This window comes from Streptomyces sp. NPDC004610 (assembly GCF_040609715.1).
In the GTDB taxonomy this organism is placed as follows: domain Bacteria; phylum Actinomycetota; class Actinomycetes; order Streptomycetales; family Streptomycetaceae; genus Streptomyces.
Genome location: NZ_JBEXLA010000019.1, coordinates 24,619 through 48,516, shown reverse-complemented (window position 1 = coordinate 48,516; position 23,898 = coordinate 24,619). Strand labels below are relative to the sequence as shown.

At 73.0% G+C, this 23,898-nt stretch carries 14 protein-coding genes; 4 read left to right on the top strand and 10 right to left on the bottom strand.

Going from position 1 to position 23,898, the window contains the following annotated elements; translation table 11 throughout:
* The first annotated feature begins 57 nt into the window (after positions 1-57).
* Positions 58-1,236 (top strand): DUF4429 domain-containing protein, encoded by a 1,179-nt coding sequence (locus ABZX40_RS21750; RefSeq protein WP_355740873.1) that lies wholly within the window; start codon positions 58-60, stop codon positions 1,234-1,236.
* A 12-nt stretch (positions 1,237-1,248) separates the two neighbouring features.
* Here the strand turns inward: ABZX40_RS21750 and ABZX40_RS21745 are convergent, their stop codons facing one another.
* Positions 1,249-2,043, bottom strand: a complete 795-nt coding sequence (locus tag ABZX40_RS21745; RefSeq protein WP_355740874.1) for a class II aldolase/adducin family protein — start codon at positions 2,041-2,043, stop codon at positions 1,249-1,251.
* Between the two features lie 139 nt (positions 2,044-2,182).
* Here ABZX40_RS21745 and ABZX40_RS21740 point away from each other — a divergent pair, with 139 nt between their 5' ends.
* Entirely contained in the window at positions 2,183-2,707 is a 525-nt protein-coding gene (locus ABZX40_RS21740; RefSeq protein WP_355740875.1) for a pyridoxamine 5'-phosphate oxidase family protein, read from the top strand.
* A gap of 236 nt (positions 2,708-2,943) precedes the next feature.
* Here the strand turns inward: ABZX40_RS21740 and guaA are convergent, their stop codons facing one another.
* A complete protein-coding gene (guaA, locus tag ABZX40_RS21735) occupies positions 2,944-4,524 on the bottom strand; it encodes a glutamine-hydrolyzing GMP synthase (protein WP_355740876.1) in 1,581 nt (526 codons plus the stop codon).
* Positions 4,525-5,025: 501 nt separating this feature from the next.
* Here guaA and ABZX40_RS21730 point away from each other — a divergent pair.
* Together ABZX40_RS21730 and ABZX40_RS21725 are read left to right on the top strand one after the other, a co-directional pair.
* A complete protein-coding gene (locus ABZX40_RS21730) occupies positions 5,026-5,364 on the top strand; it encodes a chorismate mutase (protein WP_355740878.1) in 339 nt (112 codons plus the stop codon).
* 796 nt (positions 5,365-6,160) lie between these two features.
* Positions 6,161-7,174 carry an LAETG motif-containing sortase-dependent surface protein gene (locus ABZX40_RS21725; protein WP_355740880.1) on the top strand — a complete coding sequence of 338 codons (1,014 nt, stop codon included), beginning with the start codon at positions 6,161-6,163 and terminating at the stop codon, positions 7,172-7,174.
* A gap of 171 nt (positions 7,175-7,345) precedes the next feature.
* Here the strand turns inward: ABZX40_RS21725 and ABZX40_RS21720 are convergent, their stop codons facing one another.
* The 8 genes from ABZX40_RS21720 to ABZX40_RS21685 all read right to left on the bottom strand — a co-directional run bounded on the left by ABZX40_RS21720 (position 7,346) and on the right by ABZX40_RS21685 (position 23,645).
* On the bottom strand, positions 7,346-9,157 hold the full coding sequence (locus ABZX40_RS21720) for a GMC family oxidoreductase (protein WP_355740882.1): 1,812 nt from the start codon (positions 9,155-9,157) through the stop codon (positions 7,346-7,348).
* Between the two features lie 68 nt (positions 9,158-9,225).
* Positions 9,226-10,884, bottom strand: a complete 1,659-nt coding sequence (locus ABZX40_RS21715) for a succinic semialdehyde dehydrogenase (RefSeq protein ID WP_355740884.1) — start codon at positions 10,882-10,884, stop codon at positions 9,226-9,228.
* A 166-nt stretch (positions 10,885-11,050) separates the two neighbouring features.
* On the bottom strand, positions 11,051-12,922 hold the full coding sequence (locus tag ABZX40_RS21710) for a serine/threonine-protein kinase (protein ID WP_356162632.1): 1,872 nt from the start codon (positions 12,920-12,922) through the stop codon (positions 11,051-11,053).
* A 254-nt stretch (positions 12,923-13,176) separates the two neighbouring features.
* Positions 13,177-15,075 carry a serine/threonine-protein kinase gene (locus tag ABZX40_RS21705; protein ID WP_355740888.1) on the bottom strand — a complete coding sequence of 633 codons (1,899 nt, stop codon included), beginning with the start codon at positions 15,073-15,075 and terminating at the stop codon, positions 13,177-13,179.
* A gap of 139 nt (positions 15,076-15,214) precedes the next feature.
* Positions 15,215-16,297: a serine/threonine-protein kinase gene (locus tag ABZX40_RS21700; protein ID WP_355740890.1), complete on the bottom strand. Its 1,083-nt coding sequence runs from the start codon at positions 16,295-16,297 to the stop codon at positions 15,215-15,217.
* 314 nt (positions 16,298-16,611) lie between these two features.
* Positions 16,612-18,324, bottom strand: a complete 1,713-nt coding sequence (locus ABZX40_RS21695) for a serine/threonine-protein kinase (RefSeq protein WP_355740891.1) — start codon at positions 18,322-18,324, stop codon at positions 16,612-16,614.
* A 167-nt stretch (positions 18,325-18,491) separates the two neighbouring features.
* The gene (locus tag ABZX40_RS21690; RefSeq protein WP_355740893.1) at positions 18,492-21,311 is read right to left on the bottom strand and encodes a protein kinase; all 2,820 of its coding nucleotides are present in this window, start codon (positions 21,309-21,311) and stop codon (positions 18,492-18,494) included.
* Positions 21,312-21,491: 180 nt separating this feature from the next.
* Positions 21,492-23,645 (bottom strand): serine/threonine-protein kinase, encoded by a 2,154-nt coding sequence (locus ABZX40_RS21685; RefSeq protein ID WP_355740895.1) that lies wholly within the window; start codon positions 23,643-23,645, stop codon positions 21,492-21,494.
* Between the last annotated feature and the right edge of the window lie 253 nt (positions 23,646-23,898).

Here is a 23,898-nt window from a genome sequence, read left to right as displayed (position 1 = left end):
GCCAGGGTGCGGGTGAAGCGCGGGTCGCCGTGTTGACCCGGCTGCGAGAATTTCCGTATGGCCGAGATCATCCAGCGGGACGGGACCTGGGCCTTCGACGGCACGACGGTACGGATCACTCCGGGGCTGCACCGCTCGGTGCCGCTGTTCCGGCAGACGTACGGGGAGATCACGGTCCCGCTGGAGGCGGTCGCGGGGGTGGTCTACGAGCCCGAACGCAAGCGGGGGCGGCTGCGGTTGCGGCTGCGCGAGGGGGCGGACCCGCTGCTCCAGGCGACCGGTGGGCGGCTGCCGGACCCGGCGGATCCGTACCGGCTGGCGGTGGAGACGGACCGGGCCGGGGTCGCGGAGTACATGGCGGAGGAGATCCGGCGGGCGCTGCTGCTGGACCAGATCCCCAAGGAGCCGACGGGGGCGTATCTGCTGGCGGGGCCGCCGGTGCCGGTGTCGGTGCGGTCGAGCGACGGGACGGTGTCGTTCGACGGGACACGGATCAGGATCGACTGGGCCGACACCTCGGACCGGGTGAAGCGGGCGACGGGGCCGCGGATCATCGATGTGCGGGACCTGGTGCAGGTGGAGTGGCTGCCCAACTCGGGTTACGAGGACGGGTATCTGCGGTTCGTGACCCGCGAGGCGGTGCTCGCGAAGCCGCCGCCGGAGAAGGATCCGTACGCGCTGGATCTATGGGGCAGTGTGCGGCGGGACCTGCTGACGGCGCTGGTGGCGACGGCGGTGACGGCCCGGCTGCCACATCCGTCCATCGGGCGGGATGCCGGGCGGGATACCGGACGGGACGCCTGGCGGGACTCCGGACGGGACGCCTGGCGGGACTCCGGACGGGACGCCGGGGGCGACTCCGGGGGCGACGAGATCGTCCGCGCCGGGAACCGCCGAGCACCGCCCCCGGCCCAAGCGCAAGCCCAAGGGCAATCGCAAGCCCGAGCCCGAGCCCGAGCAGAAGCCGAGGGTCCAGCGCAGGCATCCCCAGCGGCAGCGGCATCCGCAGAGGCATCGGCATCGGCAGCGGCAGCGGCAGCGGCAGCGGCAGCGGCAGAAGCGAAGGCCCTGCGCCGGGGCCTCCCCGGCGCGGGTGCCCGGCATCTCGGGGACGGTCACCATGATGTGCTGCTGCGGCGGCTGCGGGAGCTGGGGGAGCTGCACCGGGACGGGGTGCTCACGGACGAGGAGTTCGCGATGACGAAGGCCGTGGTGCTGCGGGGCTTCGAGGAGTGAGGGCGGGGCGGATCAGCTCAGCAGATCGGGTTCGCTGCGGCTGATCTCCTGCCAGAGGGGCTGGTAGTTGATCCAGGCCACCAGGTCGCCGCCGACTTGTTCGCGGGTGGCCACGGCGGGCTTGTGGTCGATCAGGACGGGGCGGCCGGCGGCCCGCGCGGTGAGCTGGACCTGGCTGGAGCGTTCCATGGACAGGAACCACCAGGCGGCGGCGTCGACCGAGTCGCCGACGGTGAGCAGACCGTGGTTGCGCAGGACCAGCGCCTTGCGGGTGCCGAGGGTGTCGGCGATCCGGCGGCCCTCGTCGGTGTCGACGGCGACTCCGGAGTAGCCGGCGTACAGGGCGTGGTCCTCGTAGAAGGCGCAGCTCTCCTGGGTGATCGGGTCCAGGAGGTCGCCCAGGGCGGCGAGGGCGCGGCCGTGCACGGAGTGGCAGTGGGCGACGGCGACGACATCGGGGCGGGCGGCGTGCACCTGGGCGTGGACGGTGAAGGCGGCCTGGTTGACATGGTGGCCGCCCTGGATGACCTGCCCGTCCCGATTGACGAGGACCAGGTCGCTGACGGTGACATGCCGGAAGGGCATACCGAAGGGGTTCACCCAGAAGCAGTCGGTGTACTCGGGGTCGCGGGCGGTGATGTGGCCGGATACCCCGTCCTCGAAGCCCTGGCGGCCGAAGATCCGCAGGGCGCCCGCGAGCCGTTCTTTGCGATGCCGGCGCTCGTCCTCCAGGGACTCGTGCATGGGTGGCATCGCGAAGCGGAGCCGGTCGGTGGGCAGGGGTGGGGGCGGAGTGGGGCCGAGCATGGTTCCTCCGGCAATGGAGCTGCTTTACGGGCGGGAAGTTACCGTCGGTCAGCCGAAGATGACAGAGCTGAGCGAGAAAGAGGACGCCTCTGGCCGATACCGGACAGTGGATGTCGGGATTCGGGGTGAGACTCGTCGTATGACGCGTACGAACGGTAAGAAGATCGTCGACTCTGCGGAGGGGAAGGCGGCGGGGGCGAGCTGGGGCCGCTTCGCCGCGGTGGAACCGGAGCTGGCGAGGACCGCGGAGGAGAGATTCGGGGCGTTCACCCACCATGTGCTGGCGACGCTCCGCAAGGACGGGTCGCCGCGCACGACGGGGCTGGAGGTGCGGTTCCTCGGCGGGGAGCTGTGGCTCGGGATGATGCCGGGGTCGGTGAAGGCGCTGGACCTGCTGCGGGACGGACGGTTCGCGCTCCAGGCGAACCCCGGGGAGGGGCAGTCGATGGGCGGGGGTGACATCCGGATCGCCGGGCGGGCGGTGGAGGTCACCGACCCGGCGCGGAAGGCGGCGTACAGCGAAGCGGTGGAACCGCCGGAGCCGTTCCACCTCTTCCGCACCGAGGTGACGGAGGTCGTACGGACCTTCGTCGAGGACGAGAAGTACCTGGTCGTGCAGGTGTGGCAGCCCGGAGCGCCGGTGCGGACGCTCAAGCGGACCTGAGGGGCCGCCGGGAGAGGTCACTCCCACGGACATGAGGAGTCACCTGGGGAAGTCCACCCCTGCGGACCAGACGAATCCCCTCCGGAGAAGACCACCCCCACAGACCAGACCAGTCCCCCGGAGAAAGCCACCCCCACGGACCAGACGAATCCCCCCGAGAAGACCACCCCCGCAGACCGGCCCGCTCACCCGGAGATGCCCACTCCCCCCAGACCAGACCACTCACCCCGAGAACATCACTCCCACTCGATGGTGCCCGGGGGCTTCGACGTGATGTCGAGGACGACGCGGTTGACGTCGGACACCTCGTTGGTGATCCGGGTGGAGATCTTCGCGAGGACGTCGTACGGCAGCCGGGACCAGTCGGCGGTCATGGCGTCCTCGGACGAGACCGGGCGCAGCACGATGGGGTGGCCGTAGGTGCGGCCGTCGCCCTGGACGCCGACGCTGCGGACATCGGCGAGGAGCACCACCGGGCACTGCCAGATGTCACGGTCGAGACCGGCGGCGGTCAGCTCCTCGCGGGCGATGGCGTCCGCGTCGCGCAGCAGATCGAGGCGGTCCTTGGTGACCTCGCCGACGATCCGGATGCCGAGGCCGGGGCCGGGGAAGGGCTGGCGCTGGACGATCTCGTCGGGCAGGCCGAGTTCCTGGCCGACCATCCGGACCTCGTCCTTGAAGAGCTTGCGGAGCGGCTCGATGAGCTGGAACTCCAGGTCCTCGGGGAGGCCGCCGACATTGTGGTGGGACTTGATGTTGGCGGTGCCGGTGCCGCCGCCGGACTCCACGACATCCGGGTACAGGGTGCCCTGGACCAGGAACTCCACGGCCGGGCCCGCGTCGGCGATGATCTCGGCCTGCGCCTGCTCGAAGACGCGGATGAACTCCCGCCCGATGATCTTCCGCTTCTCCTCCGGGTCGGAGACGCCCTTCAGCGCGGTCAGGAAGCGCTCCTCGGCGTCCACGACCTTGAGCTGGACGCCGGTCGCGGCGACGAAGTCCTTCTCGACCTGCTCCGTCTCCCCCTTGCGCATCAGACCGTGGTCGACATAGACGCAGGTCAGCTGGGAGCCGATGGCCTTCTGGACGAGGGCGGCGGCCACGGCGGAGTCGACCCCGCCGGACAGACCGCAGATCGCGCGCCGGTCGCCGACCTGCTCGCGGATCGCGGCGACCTGCTCGTCGATGACATTGCCGGTGGTCCAGTCGGGGGTGAGCCCGGCGCCCCGGTAGAGGAAGTGCTCCAGCACCTGCTGGCCGTGCGTGGAGTGCATGACCTCGGGGTGGTACTGGACGCCGTAGAGCTTCTTCTCGTCGTTCTCGAAGGCGGCGACCGGGACGACGTCCGTGGACGCGGTGACGGTGAAGCCCTCGGGGGCGGCGGAGCAGGCGTCGCCGTGCGACATCCAGACCGGCTGCTCGGCGGGGGTGCCCTCGAAGAGGGTGGACGACGACTTCGACACATGCAGCGGCGTACGGCCGTACTCGCGGGCGCCGGTGTTGTCGACCGTGCCGCCGAGGGTCTGGGCCATCAGCTGGAAGCCGTAGCACATGCCGAAGACGGGGACGCCGGCCTCGAACAGCGCGGCGTCCAGACGGGGCGCCTCGTCGGCGTAGACCGAGGAGGGGCCGCCGGAGAGGATGATCGCGGCGGGCTTCTTGGCGAGCATGTCCGCGACCGGCATGGTGCTCGGCACGATCTCGCTGTAGACCCGGGCCTCGCGGACGCGGCGGGCGATGAGCTGGGCGTACTGCGCGCCGAAGTCGACGACCAGAACGGTGTCGGGGGCCGGGGCAGCGGGGGGCGCTGATGACACGGGGTGCCTTTCGGCGGTGGGCGGGGCGGGGCTTGTACTTGCCGATTCTACCGAGGTGCGGGGTGGGGGTACGGGGGTGAGGGCGGGGGCGCGCTTCCCGCGGTACGGGTCGGGACCGTCCCGGGGCCGCCTCGGGGCCGCCCCGCCGTCGCCTCGGGACCGTCCCGCCGTCGCCTCGGGGCCGCCCCGCCGTCGCCTCGAGACCGTCCCGCCGTCGCCGAGGGCTCTGCCCCCGGCCCCTCGGCCTATGTCCACCCAGCCACCCCTCTCGGTGGAACAAAGGGTGCCGTGCCATACTCCCCCCATGCACAAGCACCCGACCTTCCTCTTTACCTATGGCACCCGGCCCGCCGGATGCCATGGTCGTGCCGCTTGAGCTGCTGACAAACGACCTCCCAGGCGCCCCGGGCCGACAAGGCCCGGGGCGTCTGGCGTTTCCCGGGTTCTGGTCGGTCCGGGCGCCACCCACCTCGACCGGCACCCACTCCAGGAGAACCCGACATGACCACCGCCCCCTCAACCCCGCAGAGCACCCCCCAGAGCACCCCGCGGAACGCCCAGGCAACCGCCCAGAAGACCGGCGCCCACACCGCCGAAGCCGCCGACGTCATCGCCGGCGCCCGCGAACGGATCGACGCCCTCGACGACCGGATCATCGGCCTGATCCAGGAACGGATGGCCGTCTCGGCCGTGATCCAGGACGCCCGTATCACCTCCGGCGGACGCCGGGTGAACCTCTCCCGCGAGATGGAGATCCTCGCCCACTACCGCGACGCCCTCGGCAAGCCCGGCACCACCCTCGCCATGACCCTGCTCGAACTGTGCCGCGGCAAGATCTGAGCCCCGAGCACAAGGGCAGGCAGGACAGACAGGGAACAAGGGGACAGAGGACACAGGGCACGCAGGGCACACAGGGCACACAGGGCACGTACGTACGCATGCCCTCTCACCCGTACGGCGCGTGACGCCCCGCGGGACCCTTCGTTGGTACCGATGTCCGTGTCAGCCAGGCGCGGGCCCGAAAGAACCACGCGTGGCTCGCTGGGGCGATGAGACATACGGATCGTGCCGTACGTCGTGGGACCTCGCTCCAGGGTCGTGACCGGACGGCAGGGGACAGCAGCCCGGTCACCCAAGAGAACGGCCGGCTCCGGGGACGCTCGGGGTCGGCCGGCGGGATCCGTCCATGAGTCCAGGTCCCGGGCAAACCGGTACGGCTCCGCCCTCACCATCTCCCCCAGCCCCACACCCACACCCACCACCCCGAAGCTCCCCACACCTCCCCCACGCCCGCCCGGCGTGCGAAGCCAGCGGCGCAACCCCCCGGCGCCGCTCCCCGGCACCGGCGCAGCCCTGACGCCGGTGCTGACGAAGGAAGGGCCCCGCGGCCAACCCCCGCGGGGCCCTTCTGCACACCGAAGGCCCGCCCCTCACCACCCACCCACACCTCCCCCACACCCACCCCCACCCTCCCCATGTGACCCAGACCACATAAATATTATGTGAATGAAGGACAACCATTCACAGGTGTCACTGATCCAACCCCTCGAATCAACGGACACACCCGCGCCCCACAAGCGGGGGCCGACCGATGCCTGCTGCGCGAGATCGCAGCACTGGATGTTTCGAGGTCTTCATGAAGCTCCGCCGTGCCCTGGCGGTGGCCGCCGCGACGGCCGTCATCTCACCGCTCGCGCTGCTCACCACTGCGCCCCTCGCGTTCGCCGACGGCGAGACGACCCCGTCCGCCACGGCGTCCGAGTCCCCCACGGACGAGGAGTCGCCGACCGCCTCGCCCACGGCGTCGCCGACGGACACCAAGACCTCGGAGCCGTCCGGCGGCACCACTCCCACCACCACCCCGCCGGTCGACAACTCCACCGAGCCGGGCGGCACCCCCACGGGCACGCCGACGACCACCCCCGCGACCACCCCGCCCGCGAGCACCACCCCGCCGGCGGAGACCGAGACGCCCGACCCCGAGCCCTCGAAGTGCGCGGACGAGACGGTCGATGTCAGCATCACCGGCCTCCCGGGCAAGATCCCGGCGGGCAGCGGCTGGCGCGAGTTCTCGCTGGACGTCCTGAACACCTCCGACTCCACCCTCACCGACCTGGGCTTCTTCGCCGGTGCCTCCTCCGACGAGGCAGGGCTCGACCTGTTCCTCACCAAGCAGGTCCAGCTCCAGGCGTGGGACCCGGAGAGCGAGACCTGGGGCGACCTCAGTGAAGAGGGCTACGCCGTCGGCTACGTCGGCTACACCGACGAGCTGAAGCCCGACTACGAGGTCAACATCCCGCTCCGGATCAATGTGAAGTCCTCCGCCCCGGTCGGCTCCGGCTTCTCGCTCGGCGCGACGATCTACGGCGACCCGGACGCCGAGTGCACCGGCTACGGCGAGGTCGCCTACCGCTTCCAGATCGTGGCCGCCGGCACCGACACCGAGGGCAGCCGCCCGCAGGAGGGCGGCAAGGTCCCCATCACCGACGAGCGGCCCAGCGGCAACACCCCGCAGGTGACCGGCAACCTCGCCGAGACCGGTTCCAGCTCCGCGCTGCCCGTCATCGGCCTGGTCGGCGGCGCGGCTGTCGTGCTCGGCGCCGGTGCGGTGTTCGTGGTCCGCAAGCGCAAGACCGGCAGCGTCGCATAACACCGTCAGCGTCGCGTAACACCGCTGACGTCCCGGACACCGGGAACAGAAGGACCTGCGCTCGGAGGGGGGCGCAGGTCCTTCTTGCTGCCCGACAAAAACCCGTGCCCCTCGCACCCCACCCGCTCCCCCCTCCCCCACCCGCACAACCCCCTACGCCCGCCCCCACCCTCACACCCCCTTACCCCCCTCCCATCCCCCCGGCATCCCCAAAAACGTCCGCAGTTCCCCGAACGCCCCCGCCGGTACCGCCGGACTCCTCGGCGCCACCGCCGCCACCGGGACGTACCCCTCCCCCGGCGTCGGACGCGGATCGGCGTCGCCCTTGTTCGGCCAGTAGGCCATCGCCCGCTCCGCCTGCGCCGTGATCGTCAGCGACGGATTGACGCCCAGGTTCGCCGAGACCGCCGCGCCGTCGACGACCGAGATGCCCGGGTGGCCGTACAGCCGGTGGTACGGGTCGATCACGCCGGTCTCGCGGGACGCGCCGATGGGGCAGCCGCCGAGGAAGTGCGCGGTGAGCGGCGTACCCATCAGTTCGCCGATGTTGGAGCCCGCGAAGCCGTTGATCTCGGCGGCGAGGGCCGAGGCGCCCTCGACGGCCGCCCTGATCTGCTTGGGGTTGGGTTCGCCATGGCCCTGGCGGGCGGTGAGCAGGCCCTTGCCGGGGCCGGACGGTTTCAGATACGTCGTCAGGGAGTTGTCCAGCGACTGCATCACCAGGCCGATGATGGTCCGCTCGGACCAGCGGCGGTTGGAGAGCGAGCGCAGGACCAGCAGCGGATGCCGGACGGCGTTGCCGAGCCAGGCGGCGACCCGTGACGACCCCTCGGCGTAGGGGACCTGGAGTATGGACAGGCCGCCCATGGAGTTGGAGCCCTTGCCGTAGCGGACGGGTTCGATATGGGTGCTGGCGTCGGGGTGGATGGAGGAGGTGATGGCGACGCCACGGGTGAAGTCGGCCCTGGGCTCGCCGCCGAGCCTGCGGTAGCGCCGGTCGTCGGTCTGGGCGCCGACCAGCGCCTCGGAGTTGGTCCGGGTCAGCTCACCGAGCCGGTCGGAGAGGTACGGCAGTTGCCCGCCGGCCTTCATCCGGTGCAGCAGGGTCTGGGTGCCGTACGTCCCGGCGGCCAGGACCACCCTCCGGCAGGTGAACACGCGCCCCCGCCCCCTCCGCCGCTCCGTCGGGAGGGTCGTCACCGCGTACCCGCCCCGCGAGTCGTCCGTCACCGCGACCACCGTCGTCAGCGGATGCACCACCGCGCCCGCCCGCTCGGCGAGATGGAGATAGTTCTCGTTGAGGGTGTTCTTCGCGCCGTGGCGGCAGCCGGTCATGCACTCACCGCACTCCACGCACGCCCGCCGCTCGGGCCCGGCCCCGCCGAAGTAGGGATCCGCCACCTTCTCCCCCGGCCGCGCCCGCCGCGAGGAATCTCCGTCCCCGTCCTCGCCGTCGCCGAAGAACACCCCGACCGGCGCCATATGGAAGGTGTCGCCGACACCCATCCGCCGGGCCGCCGCCCGGAGATGGACGTCCGAGGGGGTCATCGTCGGATTGAGCCGGACGCCGAGCATGCGCCGCGCCTGGTCGTAGTACGGCGCCAGCTCCCGCTGCCAGTCGGTGATGTCCCGCCACTGGGGGTCGTCGAAGAACGGACGCGGCGGTATGTAGAGGGTGTTGGCGTAGTTGAGGGAGCCGCCGCCGACGCCCGCGCCGGCCAGGACCATGACATTGCCGAGCAGATGGATGCGCTGGATGCCGTACATGCCCAGCGCGGGGGCCCAGAGGTAGTTCTTCAGGTCCCAGGAGTTCCGGGGGAGGGTCTCGGGGGTGAAACGGCGGCCGGCCTCCAGGACCCCCACCCGATAGCCCTTCTCGGTCAGCCGCAGCGCGGTGACGGACCCACCGAAGCCCGAGCCGACGACAATCACGTCATAATCGCACGAATCGCCGCGTTCAAGGGCATACGAATCCTGCGGCACGGGGTCTCCTCACAAACGAAGGAAAGGGAAAGGGGAAGAGAAGATACGAGAAGATAAGAGAAGAGAACTCAGCGGAACCGCAGCGCCTTCATCACCCGAAGGCTCGTACTCATGAAGCGCGCGTACTGCTCATCGCTCATCCCCAGCGCGGGCGCCATCGGCAGGACCCGCTGCGCCGCCACCGTCTGGGCCTCGGTGCACTTGAGGATGCCCTCGGAGCCGTGCCGGCGGCCGAGGCCGGAGTCCTTCATGCCGCCCATCGGGGACTGGACGCTGCCATAGGCCGAGGCGTACCCCTCGTTGACATTGACCGTGCCGGTGCGCAGCCGGGCCGCGACCTCACGGCCCCGCCGGGCGTCCTTCGTCCAGACCGACGAGTTCAGGCCGTACGGGGAGGAGTTGGCGCGTTCGATCGCGTCCTCCTCGTCCCGGAAGCGGTAGAGGGAGACGACCGGGCCGAAGGTCTCCTCCGCGCAGACCGCCATCGGGGCGGAGACGTTGTCGAGGATGGTCGGCTCGTAGAAGTACGGGCCGATGTCGGGGCGGGCTACGCCTCCCGCGATCACCGTCGCCCCCTTCTCCACCGCCTCCGTCACATGCCGCTGGACGGTCTCCAGTTGCCGTTCGCCGACCAGGGAGCCCATGTCGGCACCGTAGGCCAGGGCGGTGCCCAGCCGCATGGCGCGGGTGCGGGCGGCGAACCGCTCCACGAAGGCGTCCGCGACCGACTCATGGACGTACAGCCGTTCGATGGAGACGCACAGCTGGCCCGCGGAGGAGAAGCAGGAGCGGATCGCGCCCGCCGCCGCCTTCTCGATGTCGGCGTCCGCCAGGACCAGCATGGCGTTCTTGCCGCCGAGTTCGAGGGAGACACCGACCAGCCGGGCGGCGGCGCCCTGGGCGACCTCGCGGCCGGTGCGGGTGGAGCCGGTGAAGGAGACGTAGTCCGCGTGACGTACCACTTCCGGGCCGATGACCGGGCCCTCCCCCAGCACCACCTGGAACACCTCGGCGGGCAGCCCGGCCTCGATCAGCAGGTCACGGGCCCACAGCGCGGTCAGACAGGTCTCCGTGTCCGGCTTCATCACCACCGCGTTGCCCGCCACGAAGGCCGGGAGGGCGTCGCCGACACTCAGCTCCAGGGGGTAGTTCCAGGGAGCGATCTGGCCGACGACCCCGCGCGGGTGGCGCAGTTCGGTGACCCGGGTGAGGGCGGGGATCGCGCCGGTGTGCCGCCGGGGGCGCAGATAGGCGGGGGCCCGGCGGCCGTAGTGCCGGGCGGCGACGGCGACGGCCTGCACCTCCTCATGGGCGTGCAGCCGCGCCTTGCCGGTCTCCAGCTGGATCAGGTCCAGCACCTCGGCCTGCCGCTCCAGCAGCAGATCGTGGAAGCGCAGCAGAACCGCCGCCCGCCGCCGCACCGGGATCCGCGCCCACACCGCCTGCGCCGCCCGCGCCGCCTCGAACGCCCCCGCCACATCCTCCGGCGTCGACTCCGGCAGCTCGGCCAGCCTCTCCCCGGTGAAGGGGGTGTGGTTCGCGGTCCGGCCCGAGCCGGTCACGCCCTTGGTGAGCTGGGCGATCAGCTCCGGGGTGACCACATCGGCGGCGGTGCGCACACCGGCCGGGACGGGAGCGACCGGGTTCGTACCGGGGGCGGCGGGGACGGCGGTGGTGGTGGCGGTGGTGGTGGCCTGCTCGGCAGCGGGCTGCGGCGCATCGGTCATGAGCGGCAGGGTATGCCGCCGCGCAGGCTTTGGGTACCCGTCCGTACCCGCCGGTAATGGAGATTCACCGAGCACCCCCAACCCGCCAGTGATCACTGGCAACGAAGCCCCTGATCAGCGCGTTGCGCAAGGACCGCCGACCTCCGGCACCGATCGGGGCCCGGCGCTACGAGGTCAGTTCCAGCCGATCCCGCACGCCCTTGAACACCGCCGTGCCGCGCCGCTCGTCCGGCGTCCCCTTGGGCATGTCCACCCGCAGCTCGTACAGCCGCCCGTCCCCCGGGAGGATGATCAGCTGCATCACCCGGGCGGTGATCCCCTCGGAGGTGTACGTGGTGTCCGCGATCACCGCTTCGGCGCCCTGGAAGCTGGTCCGGGTGTACTGCGTCCGCGCCTCGGCGTCGTACCCCGCCCAGACCTCGTGCGCCTCCTCCGCCCGCCCCATCGCGTCCTTCGGCGCCCGGTCCCACTGGGTGAGACGTACGTCCACGGATCCGGCCGAGTAGACCACCAGCCGCGGCTGGTCCTCGGGCCCGCCCTGCCGCGCCAGTTCCCGGTACTCGGCCGGGAGTACGAGGACGGCGGCCATCTCGGGTTCCTCGTAGGGCACCCAGGCGGTGGCCGAGGCGCTCACCGAGGGGCTGCCCCCGACCGACTCCGCCGCCTGCGACGCGCCCGGCGTCCGGGACGCCTCCGCCCCTTCGGCTCCGGCCCCCTGGCCGTCGATCAGCGCGACCCCGGCCCCCACCCCGCCGACGAGCAGCGCACCGACCAGGGCGAGCGCGAGGGGGTGGCGGTGCGCGGGGCGGCGCCGTGGTGGTGGTGCCGGCAGGGGTATGCGGTCCTCCGGAGGGGCGGAGGCGGGGTCGCCGGGCTCGGCGGGCGCGGCGGGCTCAACGGGGCCGGTGGGCTCGACGGGCGCGGTGGGCTCGACGGGCTGAGGCTCAGCGGCAGCAGCCGCTTCCCCCTCACCAGCCGCCGCCTCCTCCCCGGCAACCACAGCCACCCCCTCCGCAGCCGCCGCCTCCCCCAACCGCACAGTCCCCCGATCGTCCCCGAACTCCCGCAACCCCTCCGGCCGCTGAGCCTCCACCGACTCACCTGACTCACCCGACTCCACCAGCTCACCCGACTCACCCAACTCCCCCAGCTCACCAAACTCCCCCAGCTCACCCAGCTCACCCGACTCCCCCAGCTCACCCAACTCACCAAACTCCCCCAACTCCCCCGCCGCCCCCTCCCCCACCACCCCCCGCAGCACCGCCGCCGTCTCCGCCGGGCCCGGCCGCTCGTCGGGGTTCTTGCGCAGCAGCCCGGCGAGCAGCGGCCCCAGCCCCCCGGCGTGCTCCGGCTCGGGCGGATCCGCGGAGAGGATCGCGGCGAGCGTCGATTCCAGCGTCGTCCGGCGGAACGGCGAGCCGCCCTCGACGGCCGCGTACAGCAGGACACCCAGCGACCAGAGATCGGACGCGGGCCCGGCGCCGCGCCCCGACATCCGCTCCGGCGCGATGAACTCCAGCGAGCCCACGAACTCACCGCTGACGGTGAGCGACTCCTCCCCCTGGACGTGCGCGATCCCGAAGTCGGTGAGGACGACCCGGTCATGTGGGCCGAGCAGCACATTGGCCGGTTTCACATCCCGGTGCACGATCCCCACGGAGTGCGCCGCGCGCAGCGCGCCCAGCACGGCGAGCCCGATCCGCGCGCACACGGCGGGCGGCAGCGTGCCGCGCCGCAGCCGCTCGTGCAGGGACTCGCCCCGGATCAGCTCCATGACGATCCAGGGCAGCCCGTCCTCCACGACCACGTCATGGATGGTGACCGCGGACGGATGGTCGACGCGGGCGGCGGCCCGCGCCTCCCGGTGCAGCCGGTGCGCGGCCCGCTGATGGGCGGGGTCCTCGGGATCGCCGGGCAGCCGCGGCTGCTTGACGGCGACCTCCCGGCCGACCAGTTCGTCGTACGCCCGCCACACCGTGCCCATACCGCCGGAGCCGATCCGCTCGACGAGCCGGTACCGCCCGCCGACCAAAGACAACGGCCCCCCGGCCATCCGCTCCCCGGTCAACCGCTCCCCAGGCACCCCTCCCCCAGCCAACCGTCCCCCGGGGAGCCCTCCCTCGGGGGGCCTTCCCCCTGGGTGCCTTCCCCCGGTCAACCGCCCCTCGGGCAACCGCCCTTCGCCCGCCGCCCCGTCGGGCCGATGCGCCCCACCGTCACTCATGCCCCATGCCTACCGCGCGGACCCGGCCGTTGTCGACGCGGGCCCCGGTGCCGCAGCCCGGCCCCGGCTCACAGCTCGGAGATCTCCAGGTTCTCGATCGCCGTCCGCGCCACATCCCGCCCGCGCGCGGTGAAATCGCCCTTGCCCGGATACCCGACGGTGAGCTTGTACATGTCCCCGCCGGATGTCTTGTAGTAGAAGATCCGCACCTCACGGGGGCGTGGATTCTGGGTGTCGGTGGTGGTGTAGGTCACGGTGTTCTCGGCGGCCTTCCGCTCGCCCTCGTACGCCATGTCCGGCCGGGGCGCGGTCCTCGGCGCCTCCGGCATGCTCAGCTCGTACGAACCGGTCTCCTTGAAGCCCGCGTTGTCGTCGTACATCTCCGCCGACGCCGAGTCCGCGATCTCCCCGCTCGTGTCCTCGGCCTTCCGCTCCAGGGTCAGCCCGATCCACACGGCCCCGCTCGCGTCGGTGTACGTCACCCAGTGCGACTCGTCGTCCTCCTCCGGCACCGCCCGCTTGTAGTCGCCGGGCACGGCGAGGGTGGCGCCGAGCGCCTTCTCCTGCCGGGTCTGCCAGCCCTCCGGCAGCGGCCCGGCGAACGGATCCGCGACCACGACGTACGACGTCACCGCCGCCGCGGCCACCAGCGCGCCCAGCGCGGTCCAGGCCACCGCACGGAACCGGCGTCCCCGGCGGGGCGGTCCGGCCGGGATGACCACCTGCGTGGGCGTCGGCGGCAGGGGCGCCGGCGGGACCGGCGAGCGGACGGCGGCCTCCAGCAGCGCCCGGACCCGGGCGGCGTCCGGACGGCGGGCCGGGTCCTTCTGGAGCAGGCCGTTGATGGCCTCGGCGAGCGGCCCGGCCGCGACGGCGGGCGGGGCGGGCGCGGCGTTGAGGACGGACTGGAGGGTGGCGGGGGTGTTGCTGCGACGGAACGGCGAGACGCCCTCGGTCGCCGCGTACAGCACCACCCCCAGCGACCAGAGATCGCTCGCCGGTCCGGGCCGCTGGCCGAGCACCCGCTCCGGCGCGATGTACTCGGGCGAGCCCACGAACCCGCCGGTGTCGGTCAGATTGGTCTCGCCCTCGATCTGCGCGATCCCGAAGTCCGTGAGCACCACGCGGTCGTGCCGGCCGAGCAGGACGTTGTCCGGTTTGACGTCCCGGTGCAGGATCCCGGCGGCATGGGCCGCCTCCAGCGCGCCCAGCACCTCCAGACCGACCCGGGCGGCCTCGCGCGCGCCGAGCGTGCCCTCCTGGAGCGCATGGCCGAGGGAACGTCCCTGCACCAGCTCCATCACGATCCAGGGCCGCCCGTCCACGACGGCCACGTCGTACACGTTCACCACGGCCGGATGGTCGAGCCGGGCCGCGGCCCGCGCCTCGCGCCGCATCCGCTCGAACGCGTTGTCCCGTTCACGCTCGGGAAGATGATCGGGGACCCGGGGCTCCTTGACGGCGACCTCGCGGTCCACCGTCTCGTCCTTGGCCCGCCAGACCGTGCCCATGCCGCCGTGCCCGAGCTTGGAGAGCAGCCGGTAGCGACCGTCGATCAGCCGCCCGGCCCCGGGATCCTGCGCCCCGTACGGGACACCGGCGACCTGCGGCGGCGGCAGCACGGCCCGCGATGGAACGGAGGGCTGCGGGACGGGGGGCTGCTCGGCCGGATGCGGGTGCGGGTGCGGATGCGGGTGCGGATGCGGGTGCGGATGCGGGTGCGCCGACGGCTCGTGCCCGGACTGGGCATGCGGCGGGACGGGCGGCCGGGGTTGGGGTTGGGGCTGAGGATGGGACTGGGACTGGGGCTGAGGCTGGGGCTGGGCCGGGGGCACCGGGGTCGCATACGGGTTGCCCGGCTGCGGAGCGCCCTCGCGCGGCTGCCGGTCCGCCGCCGGGCGTGGCGGTTGCAGTTCGAAACTCGTCGGCTCATCGGCCCCGTTACGGGCTCCCCCGTTGCTGCTCATGAGCCCATCCATATCGCGCGGAACGCCCCCGTATCCACCACGAAAGCGGTCCGGTCACACACCCGTGACCAAGACCGCAACTTATCTCCCTTTTATGGCACTGTTCATGGCTGTGCCATGGCAGCGCTCATGGCACTGCTCATGGCAGCGCGCCCGTGCTCGCCGTACTCGCCGTGCTCAAGGGCGGACGCGCGGACGGGCTCACCGGTGCCGGTGAGCTGACCCCGCCGCTCGGCCGCCCGCCCGGCTTCCCGTCCCCGTCGTCGTCCCCCGCCGCCAGCAGCGCCGCCGACACCCCGGCCCCGATCAGCGCGGCCACCAGCAGCGCCGCGGCCAGCAGACTCCGGCGCCGGGACAGCAGCCGGTCCCAGCGACGCCGTTCGGCCCGGCCGGTGTCCAGGAAGACCCGCAGCATCCGCTCGGCCCCGGCCGCGTCCAGCCGTCGTTCCGGATCCCGCTCCAGCAGCCGCCGTACGACGGGCAGCAGCGGGCCCGCCTCGGCCGGCAGCCGGATCTCGCCGGAGGCCACCGCGTTGAGCGTGCCGCCCACCGAGGCCCGCTGGAACGGCGAGTCACCGCTCATCGCCGCGCACAGCAGCGCGCCCAGCGACCACAGATCGGACGCCGGTCCGGTGCCCGTGCCCGAGATCCGCTCCGGCGCGGTGTACTCCGGCGACCCGACGAACGTGCCGCTCTCGGTGAGCGTGGAGGCCCCGGCCACCCGCGCCACCCCGAAGTCGGTGAGCACCACCCGCCCGGTGCCGGACTCGATGAGCACATTGGCGGGCTTGAGGTCGCGGTGCAGCACCCCCGCCGAGTGGGCGGTGCCGAGCGCGCCCAGCAGGGCGACCCCGATCCGGGCGGCCTCCCGGGGATCGACGGGACCGTCCGCCGCGACCCGGTCGGCGAGCGAGCCGCCCGCGATCAACTCCATGACGAGAAAGGGCCGCTCCTCGTGCTCCACCACGTCATGGACGACGATCAGATGCGGATGGTGGAGACGGGCGACCGTACGGGCCTCGCGCAGAATCCGCTCGCGCTGCGACCGGGCCCGGTCGGGCGAGAGGGAGGAGGTGTCGAGGGTGAGTTCCTTGACCGCGACCAGACGGCCGAGCAGTTGGTCGGTGGCCCGCCAGACGATCCCCATACCGCCCCGCCCGAGGAGACCCTCCAGCCGGTAGCGGCCCGCGATCACACGACCATCCGCGCGCTCGGTCCCCATGCGCCCCATGATGCCCGACCCGGAGCCACCGCTTCCGACCCACGGGCCCCCAGGTGGCCGACAACCGACGCCCGTCCTGGCACGTCAGCGCCGGTCCGACGCGACAACTACCGCGAGCCACCGGGGGATCACCCTACGAAACCCGATCCCCCGACACGACCGAATCCCGCCCCCACCGATGGCCCAACGACCCCCACCCTGAGCCCCGTACGACCACCCCGAGCGAGCCCCGTACAACCAACCGCCCCGCTCATGCGCCACCGGCGCATTACGCGGTACCCAGCACCCAGCACCCAGCACCCAGCACCCGCGCACTACACCCCCGGCTCGCTCCAACTGCGCAGGATCGTCTCGAACTCCGCGAGAGCCGTCTCCCACTCCTCCGCCGGGGCGGCCATGTAGAGGGCGTACTCGACGCCGTCCCGGGCCAGATACATCTGGTCCACCGCCCGGTACGCGCCCGGGAACGCGGTGTCCTTGGCGAGGGCCGTCCAGTTGTACTCCCAGCGGGCGCCGGGCCGGTCCCGGTAGGTGTTCCGGTCCAGCGCGGTCCGCCGGTAGTCCACCAGCCGGTCGCCGAGCTGCTGGTCGAGATCGACCAGGTGCGCGTAGGGATCGGAGTAGTCGGGCGAGCTGTCGACGGCTACGCGCAGGAAGTACCGTCCGCCGTCCGGGGTGTAGTCGACGTGCTGGAGATCGCCGGAGACGCTCGGCTCCTGGCGCTCCCAGCCCTGCGGCAGCGCCAGCCCGAACCCGATCGGGTCCGAGACCGTCGCCCAGCCCTCGGGCAACGCGCCCAGATCCTGCCCGTTCTGGGTCGGTGACGGGCCCTCGACCGGCGCGGAGTCGTCACCGGCCGGCTGGTCACCGCCCGCCACCGGGTCGTCGGCCGTCGCCGGGTCGTCGGCCGTCGTCGTGGACCGCGACCCGTCCGCCCGGCCCTCGTCGCCGTACCGCTGCTCCAGTACCACCGCGGTGCCGCCGCCGACCAGGGCGGCGACCGCGATCACCAGCGCGAGGGTGCGCAGCCGGCGCTGCCGGCGCGGCGGGACGGACCGTGCCGGGGGCGGCGCCACGGAGGTCGGCCCGGTCCCGGACGGATACGCCGCCGGTACGGAACCCGGTGCCGGACCCGGTGCCGGACCCCCGTCGGTGGCCGTCGCCCCCGCCGGGTTCAGCATGGTCGGCACATATGCCTGGGCCTCGCGCGGACGGCGTCCTTCCGCGGCCTCCGCGAGGAGTTGCTCGGTCTCGTCGGTGCCGGGGCGGGTGGCCGGATCCTTGCGCAGCAGCGCGGTGATGACGGGGCCCAGCGCCCCGGCGCTGCGCGGCGGCTCGGGTTCCTCCTCGACCACCGCCTGCATGGTGCCCAGCGGCGAGGTGCGGCGGAACGGCGAGAGACCCTCCACCGCCGTGTAGAGGGTCGCCCCGAGGGCCCAGAGGTCGGCGGACGGCCCGGGATCGTGGCCGCGCACCCGCTCAGGAGCGAGATAGTCGACGGAACCGACGACCTCGCCGGTCCGGGTGATGGTGCTGTCGCCCTCTATCTGCGCGATCCCGAAGTCGGTGAGCAGCACCCGGCCGTCCCGCGCGAGCAGCACATTGCCCGGCTTCACATCGCGGTGCAGCACCCCGGCGGTGTGCGCGGCGCGCAGGGCCCGCAGCACCCACAGCCCGACCCGGGCCGCCTCGACCGGTGCGATCCGGCCGTTCTCCTTCACCGCGTCGGCGAGCGAACCGCCCTCGACCAGCTCCATCACGATCCACGGCCGGCCGTCGTGTTCGAGGACGTCATGGACGGTGACCACGGCCGAGTGGTTGATCCTGGCCGCCGCCCGCGCCTCGGCCCGGGTGCGCGCCAGCAGCACCGTCTGGTCGCTGTCGGAGGCGTAGAGGGCGGCCGTCAGTTCCTTGATGGCGACCATCCGGTGGAGCACTTCGTCATGGGCGCGCCACACCCGCCCCATGCCTCCGCTGCCGATGGTGTCGGTCAGCCGGTAACGGTCCCCCAGGAGCAGGCCCTGCATCTGATTCACGTTTCCCCGCAATGCTCTTGACAGGGTCAGCGTAGGGACCGCCCCGGCCGCGCGGAACCGGTGGGTGGGCACGGAGACAGCACTGTGACGGTTGTCGCTTTCCGTGACGGGAGTGAACCACCCCCGCACACCGCCCTACTGCCCCGTCCCGCCAGGGCTCAGTCCGTCACCTGATAGGTCGCCGCCGCCTGTTCGTACAGCCGGGTCACCTCGTCGCGCTCGGCCTCCGGGCCGCGCAGCTGCACCACGTGGTACCGGCCGTCGACCAGGATGGCGAGATTGCGGACGAACAGCTCCCGGCCGTCGTCACCGGTCCAGGTGAACTGCCCCTCCGCCATGCTCCGCCCGCCCACCTCTATGGACTTCAGCCCGGTGGCGACGGCCCAGCTGGAGTCGCGGTACGGCTGGAGTTCGGGCTCGCTCTCCCGCTGGTACTCCATGGGGTCCGAACCGAACTCGGCGGCCGAGTCCCGCCCGGGGACCAGGATCAGCTCGAAGGAGCCCTGTGTGTAGACGACTTGCCCGCGTCCGTTCTCCGCCGTGCGGTCCCAGCCGTTGGCGACGGCCACCCGGAAGCCCTCCGGGTCGTTGCGCAGGGTGAATCCGTCGGCGACGTCCGGTCCGGCGGTCTGGGTCTCCGCCGAGCCGGTGGACCCCTCGGTGTCCTCGCCGCCGGGTGTGGTCTGGTCCGGGCGCGGTTCGCTGCTGGCGTCCGGCGGCGCGGACTCCTCGCTCACCCCGCCGGCCGCGCCGGTCCGGTCGGTGCCGCTCGCGCCGTCCGCCCCCTCCTCGCCGGCCTTCGGCAGGAACAGCGCCGCGTACGCGATGGCGCCCGCCATCGCCAGCAGCACCAGGACGAGCAGGGTGCGGCCGAGTCTGCGGGGCGGCCGGTTCTCCTCGCGGGCCCGCTTGTGCCGCCCATGGGCCGCCGGGAGCCCGGCCTTGCGCCGGCGCACCAGCTCGCCCCGGCGGCGCACCACCGGCAGCCGGCTGGTCCCGGCGGGGGGCGCCGCCACCACATGCACCCCGGCCTCCGGCTCGGGCGCCGAACGCACCAGCGAACGCAGCCAGCCCCGCAGCTCCTCGAAGTCGATCCGCTCGGTGGGGTCCTGACGCAGCAGCGACTCCACGACCGGCCGCAGCGGCCCGCACTCCTCGGCGAAGGCGGGCGGCTCCGCGCACACCATCTGCACCAGCTCGGCCGTCGACTCCTCCGGATAGGGCGCATGGCCCTGTACGGAGCGGAAGAGCAGCGCGCCGAGCGCCCACAGGTCGGTCGCGGGGCCGATCGGCGCGGCCAGCTGCCAGTTCTCGTGCACCGGCCCGGCCTGCTCCGGCGCCCAGCGCTCGGTCACCGGTCCGACCACGGCCATCCGCGCCTGCCGGGCCCGCTCGGCGGCCAGCGCGGTCGCGGGCCCACGCCGCACGGGCCGCGCCCCGACATCCGGTTCGTCCCAGCGGGCGGTCCCCGGGGCCTGCGCTCCCGACACCTCGACCGGCGCCGGGCCACCCTGGGCCGGTACGCCGTGGGCGTGGACGTCGTGGATGGGCACGCCCTGCGCCGGGACTCCGTGGGCAGGCAGTCCGTGAGCGGGCACTCCGTGGGCCGGGACGCCCGCCCCGTACCCGCCGTGTCCGGCGGATGGGCCCTGGCCGCGTGGTGCCGCGGGCGGCAGCGCCCCGGCCGACGCGGGCCCCGGCTCGACCTGGCGCCCGCTGTCCCGCACCCCGTAGGGATCGGCGATCTGTCCGGGCGGCCCGGACGGCTGCCCACCCTCCGGCGCCGGACGGGCCTCCGGCAGCGCCGTCCGTCCGCTCTGCGTCTCCTGCACCCGGGCCGCCGCCCGCGCGCCCGCGCGGTACGCGGCGATGGCGCCGGCCCGCGCCGCCCTGATGTCCCCGCCGTTCTCCGGCTCCCGCCGGGCCGGCACCGCCGGACTCCCGGCTCCCCGCTCGCCCCCGGCCACCGGCAGCCCACCGGCCGCCCGCGCCTCGATCGCGGCCCGCCGCGCGGCCTCGGGATCCCCGGCGGCGAACCCGGCGGACCCACCCGGAGCCGCACCTCCCGAGTGCCCCGCCGGTGGCAAGGGACCGCCGGGCGCACCGGCCCGCCCCTGCCCGAGCGGCGACGCACCACCGAAACCCACGGCACCACCGGAACCGACCGCACCCCCGGCGCCACTGGCAAACGTCCCCGGCACACCCTGCGCACCCGGCATGCCCGGCACACCCGTCCCACCGGGCAGCCCCGGCGCCCCGTGCGGCCCACCGCCACCCAGCGCACCGGGCGGCACCCCGGGTCCACCAGACCCTCCGGCCGCCGCCCCGCCACCCGCACCGCCCCCGTCATCGCCCTCCGGCGGCGGCACCGGGTCGTACCCGCACAGCGCCTCCTCCGCCGCGCCGACCGCGAGACCGGTCAGCAGGACCCGGCCGTCGTCGCAGACCAGCACCGTGCGCGCGGTGATGTTGCGGTGCACCCAGCCATGGGTGTGCAGCACCTTGAGCGCCATCAGCACATCCGAGGCGACCTCGGCGGCGCGGTAGGGGGTCAGCGGCTGCTCGGCCAGCAGCGCGGCGAGCGGCCGGGCCGGTACCAGTTCACTGACTATCCACAGCGACCCGCCCTCGGCGAACACATCGAAGACCTGGTCGAGCCGGGGATGGTCGGGAATCCGCGCCGCGGCCTGTGCCGCCTCGACGGCCCGCCGTACGGCCGGATCGGCCGGCCTGCGCGGACTCGCCCCGCGCGCGGGCGGCCTGCGTCCGGGACCACCGCGCGCGGTGAATCCCTCGGGCAGTCCCTCCGCGTCGAGCACCTCCGCCTCGACGATCTCCGGCAACGGCACCTGCCGCACCAGGACTTCCTGTCCGCTGTAGGTGTCGAAGGCGCGGCTCTCGGCGAGTTCGTACTCGTCGGAGGGCGGCAGCGGCAGGCGGTAGCGGTCGGCGAGCACCCGTCCCGCGTAGTCGTCCACGTTGCCTCCCCCGGGCGTCGGGTCCGGTCCCTTCCGGGTCGGTCAATTCCGTTCGTCAGGCGTCCCGTTCCGGATGCGTACGGTTCGCAAGCACTCACGATACGTGCCGGAGGCAATTCGCATTGAAGGATGGGACATCTCATCGTCCCTACCCGCTTTCCGCCCCCGGCTCCCACCCGCTCACGGCTTGGGTTCGAAACTCTCCGTCAGCGTCCGCCAGGTGTCGGCGCGTTCACTGTCGCCCCAATTGGCCGCTTTCGCGGTGTACATCAGCGCATAGCCCTGATCGTCGTCCACGACGAACCCCCGGTCGATCGTGCGGTACTTGGTACCGCTCTCGGAGTAGGTGAACTCCCAGTCGGCCGTGTTCCAGCCGCGGTAGTCCACCGCCGCTATTCGGATCCGCTCGTACTGCGCGCGGGACATCGAGCGCTCCTGGTTCTTCCAGTCCGCCACCGGGTCGTCCTTGGGCGTCGAGGTCCAGCCGATCAGCAGCCGCTGTCCGTCGGGGCCGGTGAAGCGGTCCCCAGCGGCATCGGAGGACGTGTACTTCCAGCCCTCGGGCAGCCCGATCGAGTAGCCCTGCTGCCCCTCGTGGTTCGTGGCCGCCCCGCTGTCGCCGCCCGGCGCCGAACTCTCCGAGTCCTCACCGGCGTCGTCGGAGGCGTCGTCCGACTGCTCGTCGTCGTCCGGCTGGGCGCCGCCACCGCCCGCCGCGGGCGAACCGCCGCCGGTCGCCGGGTCGGTGGCCCGGTCGTCGGGGTCGGTGCCGCCGCTCTCGTCGGACCGGGTGTCGGCGCTCGCCGAGGCACTGGAGTCTGCCTTCGCGCCGCCCCCGGACTGGGCGTCCGAGTCGTCGTTCCCGGCGAACGCGATGGTCAGCACCACGCCCAGCACCGCCAGCACCGCGACCACGGCGATGACGATCAGCGTCCGCTTCGGCACCACATCGGTGAGGGACGCCTTCGGCGCCGACCGCGCGGGCAGATCCGGCGGCGGCACCACGGGCCACCCGGACGGACTCCGCCCCGCCTGCGCACCGTTCGAGGACGAGGAGGAACCGACGGAGGCGCCGGACGGGGAACCCGAAGCGCCGGAACCGGAGGACGAACCGGAACCGGAACCGGAGGACCCCGAAGACGCCCCCGCCCCGGAAGCCGCACCCGCACCCGTACCGGAACCCGTACCCGCCGAGCCCCCCTTCGTGGCCGCCGGCATCCCGGACGTCACCGAGGCAGAACTCTCCCCGGCGGTCGCACCGGACGCCCCCGCACCACCATCCTGCGCACCCGCACCCGCACCCACCGCCGCAGCCGTACCGGCAGCCGCCGCCGCGCCCTTGCGTCCCGAGAGCAGCGACCCGCGCCGCCGCTCCGTCGGTTCACCGGCCTTCTTGCCCCCCGGACGCCCCTGCTCCGCACGCCGGTCGGGCTGGGGCGGGAGCGGCACCAGCTTGGTGGCGTCGGCCGCCTCGCCCGGTTCGGGCGCCCGGATCACGGCCTGGAGCCCGGCCCGCGCCCCGGTGTCGTCGAGCCGCTTGGCGGGGTCCTTGTTGAGGAGACCCCGGATGACCTCGGCCAGCGCCCCGGCGTTCTTCGGGTCTTCCAGGGGCTCGGTCATCACCGCTGTGAGCGTGGCGATGGCGGAGCCCTTGTCGTAGGGCGGGGCGCCTTCGACGGCCGCGTAGAGCAGTCCGCCGAGCGACCAGAGGTCGGCGGCCGGGCCGGGCTTGTGGCCGCGGGCGCGCTCCGGGGAGATGTAGGAGGGGGCGCCGACGAGCATGCCGGTCGAGGTGATGGAGGGGTCGCCCTCGACCTGGGCGATCCCGAAGTCGGTGAGGACGACCCGGCCGTCCTCGGCGATCAGTACGTTGGACGGCTTCACATCGCGGTGCAGGATGCCCTCGCGGTGCGCCGAGCGCAGCACGTCCAGGATCGCGAGGCCCACCTCGGCCGCGCGCCTCGGCTCCAGCAGCCCGTCCTCACGGATCACCTCGGCCAGGGACTTGCCTTCGACCAGCTCCATCACGATCCAGGGCCGGTCGTCCTCCTGGACCACGTCGAAGACCGTGACCGCGCTGGTGTTCCGGATCCGGGCGATGGCCTTGGCCTCGCGCAGGGTACGGGTGATGAGGCGGCGCTTCTCCTCCTCGTCGATGCTGGAGGGGAACCGCAGCTCCTTGACGGCCACCGTCCGCCCCAGTGTCTCGTCCTCGGCCCGCCAGACCGTGCCCATGCCGCCGCGGCCGAGTACGCCGCCCAGCCTGTACCGCCCGGCGAGGAGACGTGCGCTCTGGTCCTGTCGGGGTGCCCCCGCTCGCTCCGCGTCCGACATGCGTCCCCTCATGCAACCCGCCCTGACAGAGCCTCCATTGTCTCTCACCCGACAAGTGCTCGGCGCCCCGGGTGTCCTTCGCCCACCCCCACAGGAGTCCCTCCCTCCCCCACCACCCCAATGCGGCCCGCACACCGCCCGACACCCGATGAACGAACCGCCCCCGAACAGAGATCCCGAGCCACTACACCCGTTCGAGTGACATCGAAGACAGGGGAGGCAGGGGACGCAGGGAAGACCGCCTCCCTCCACG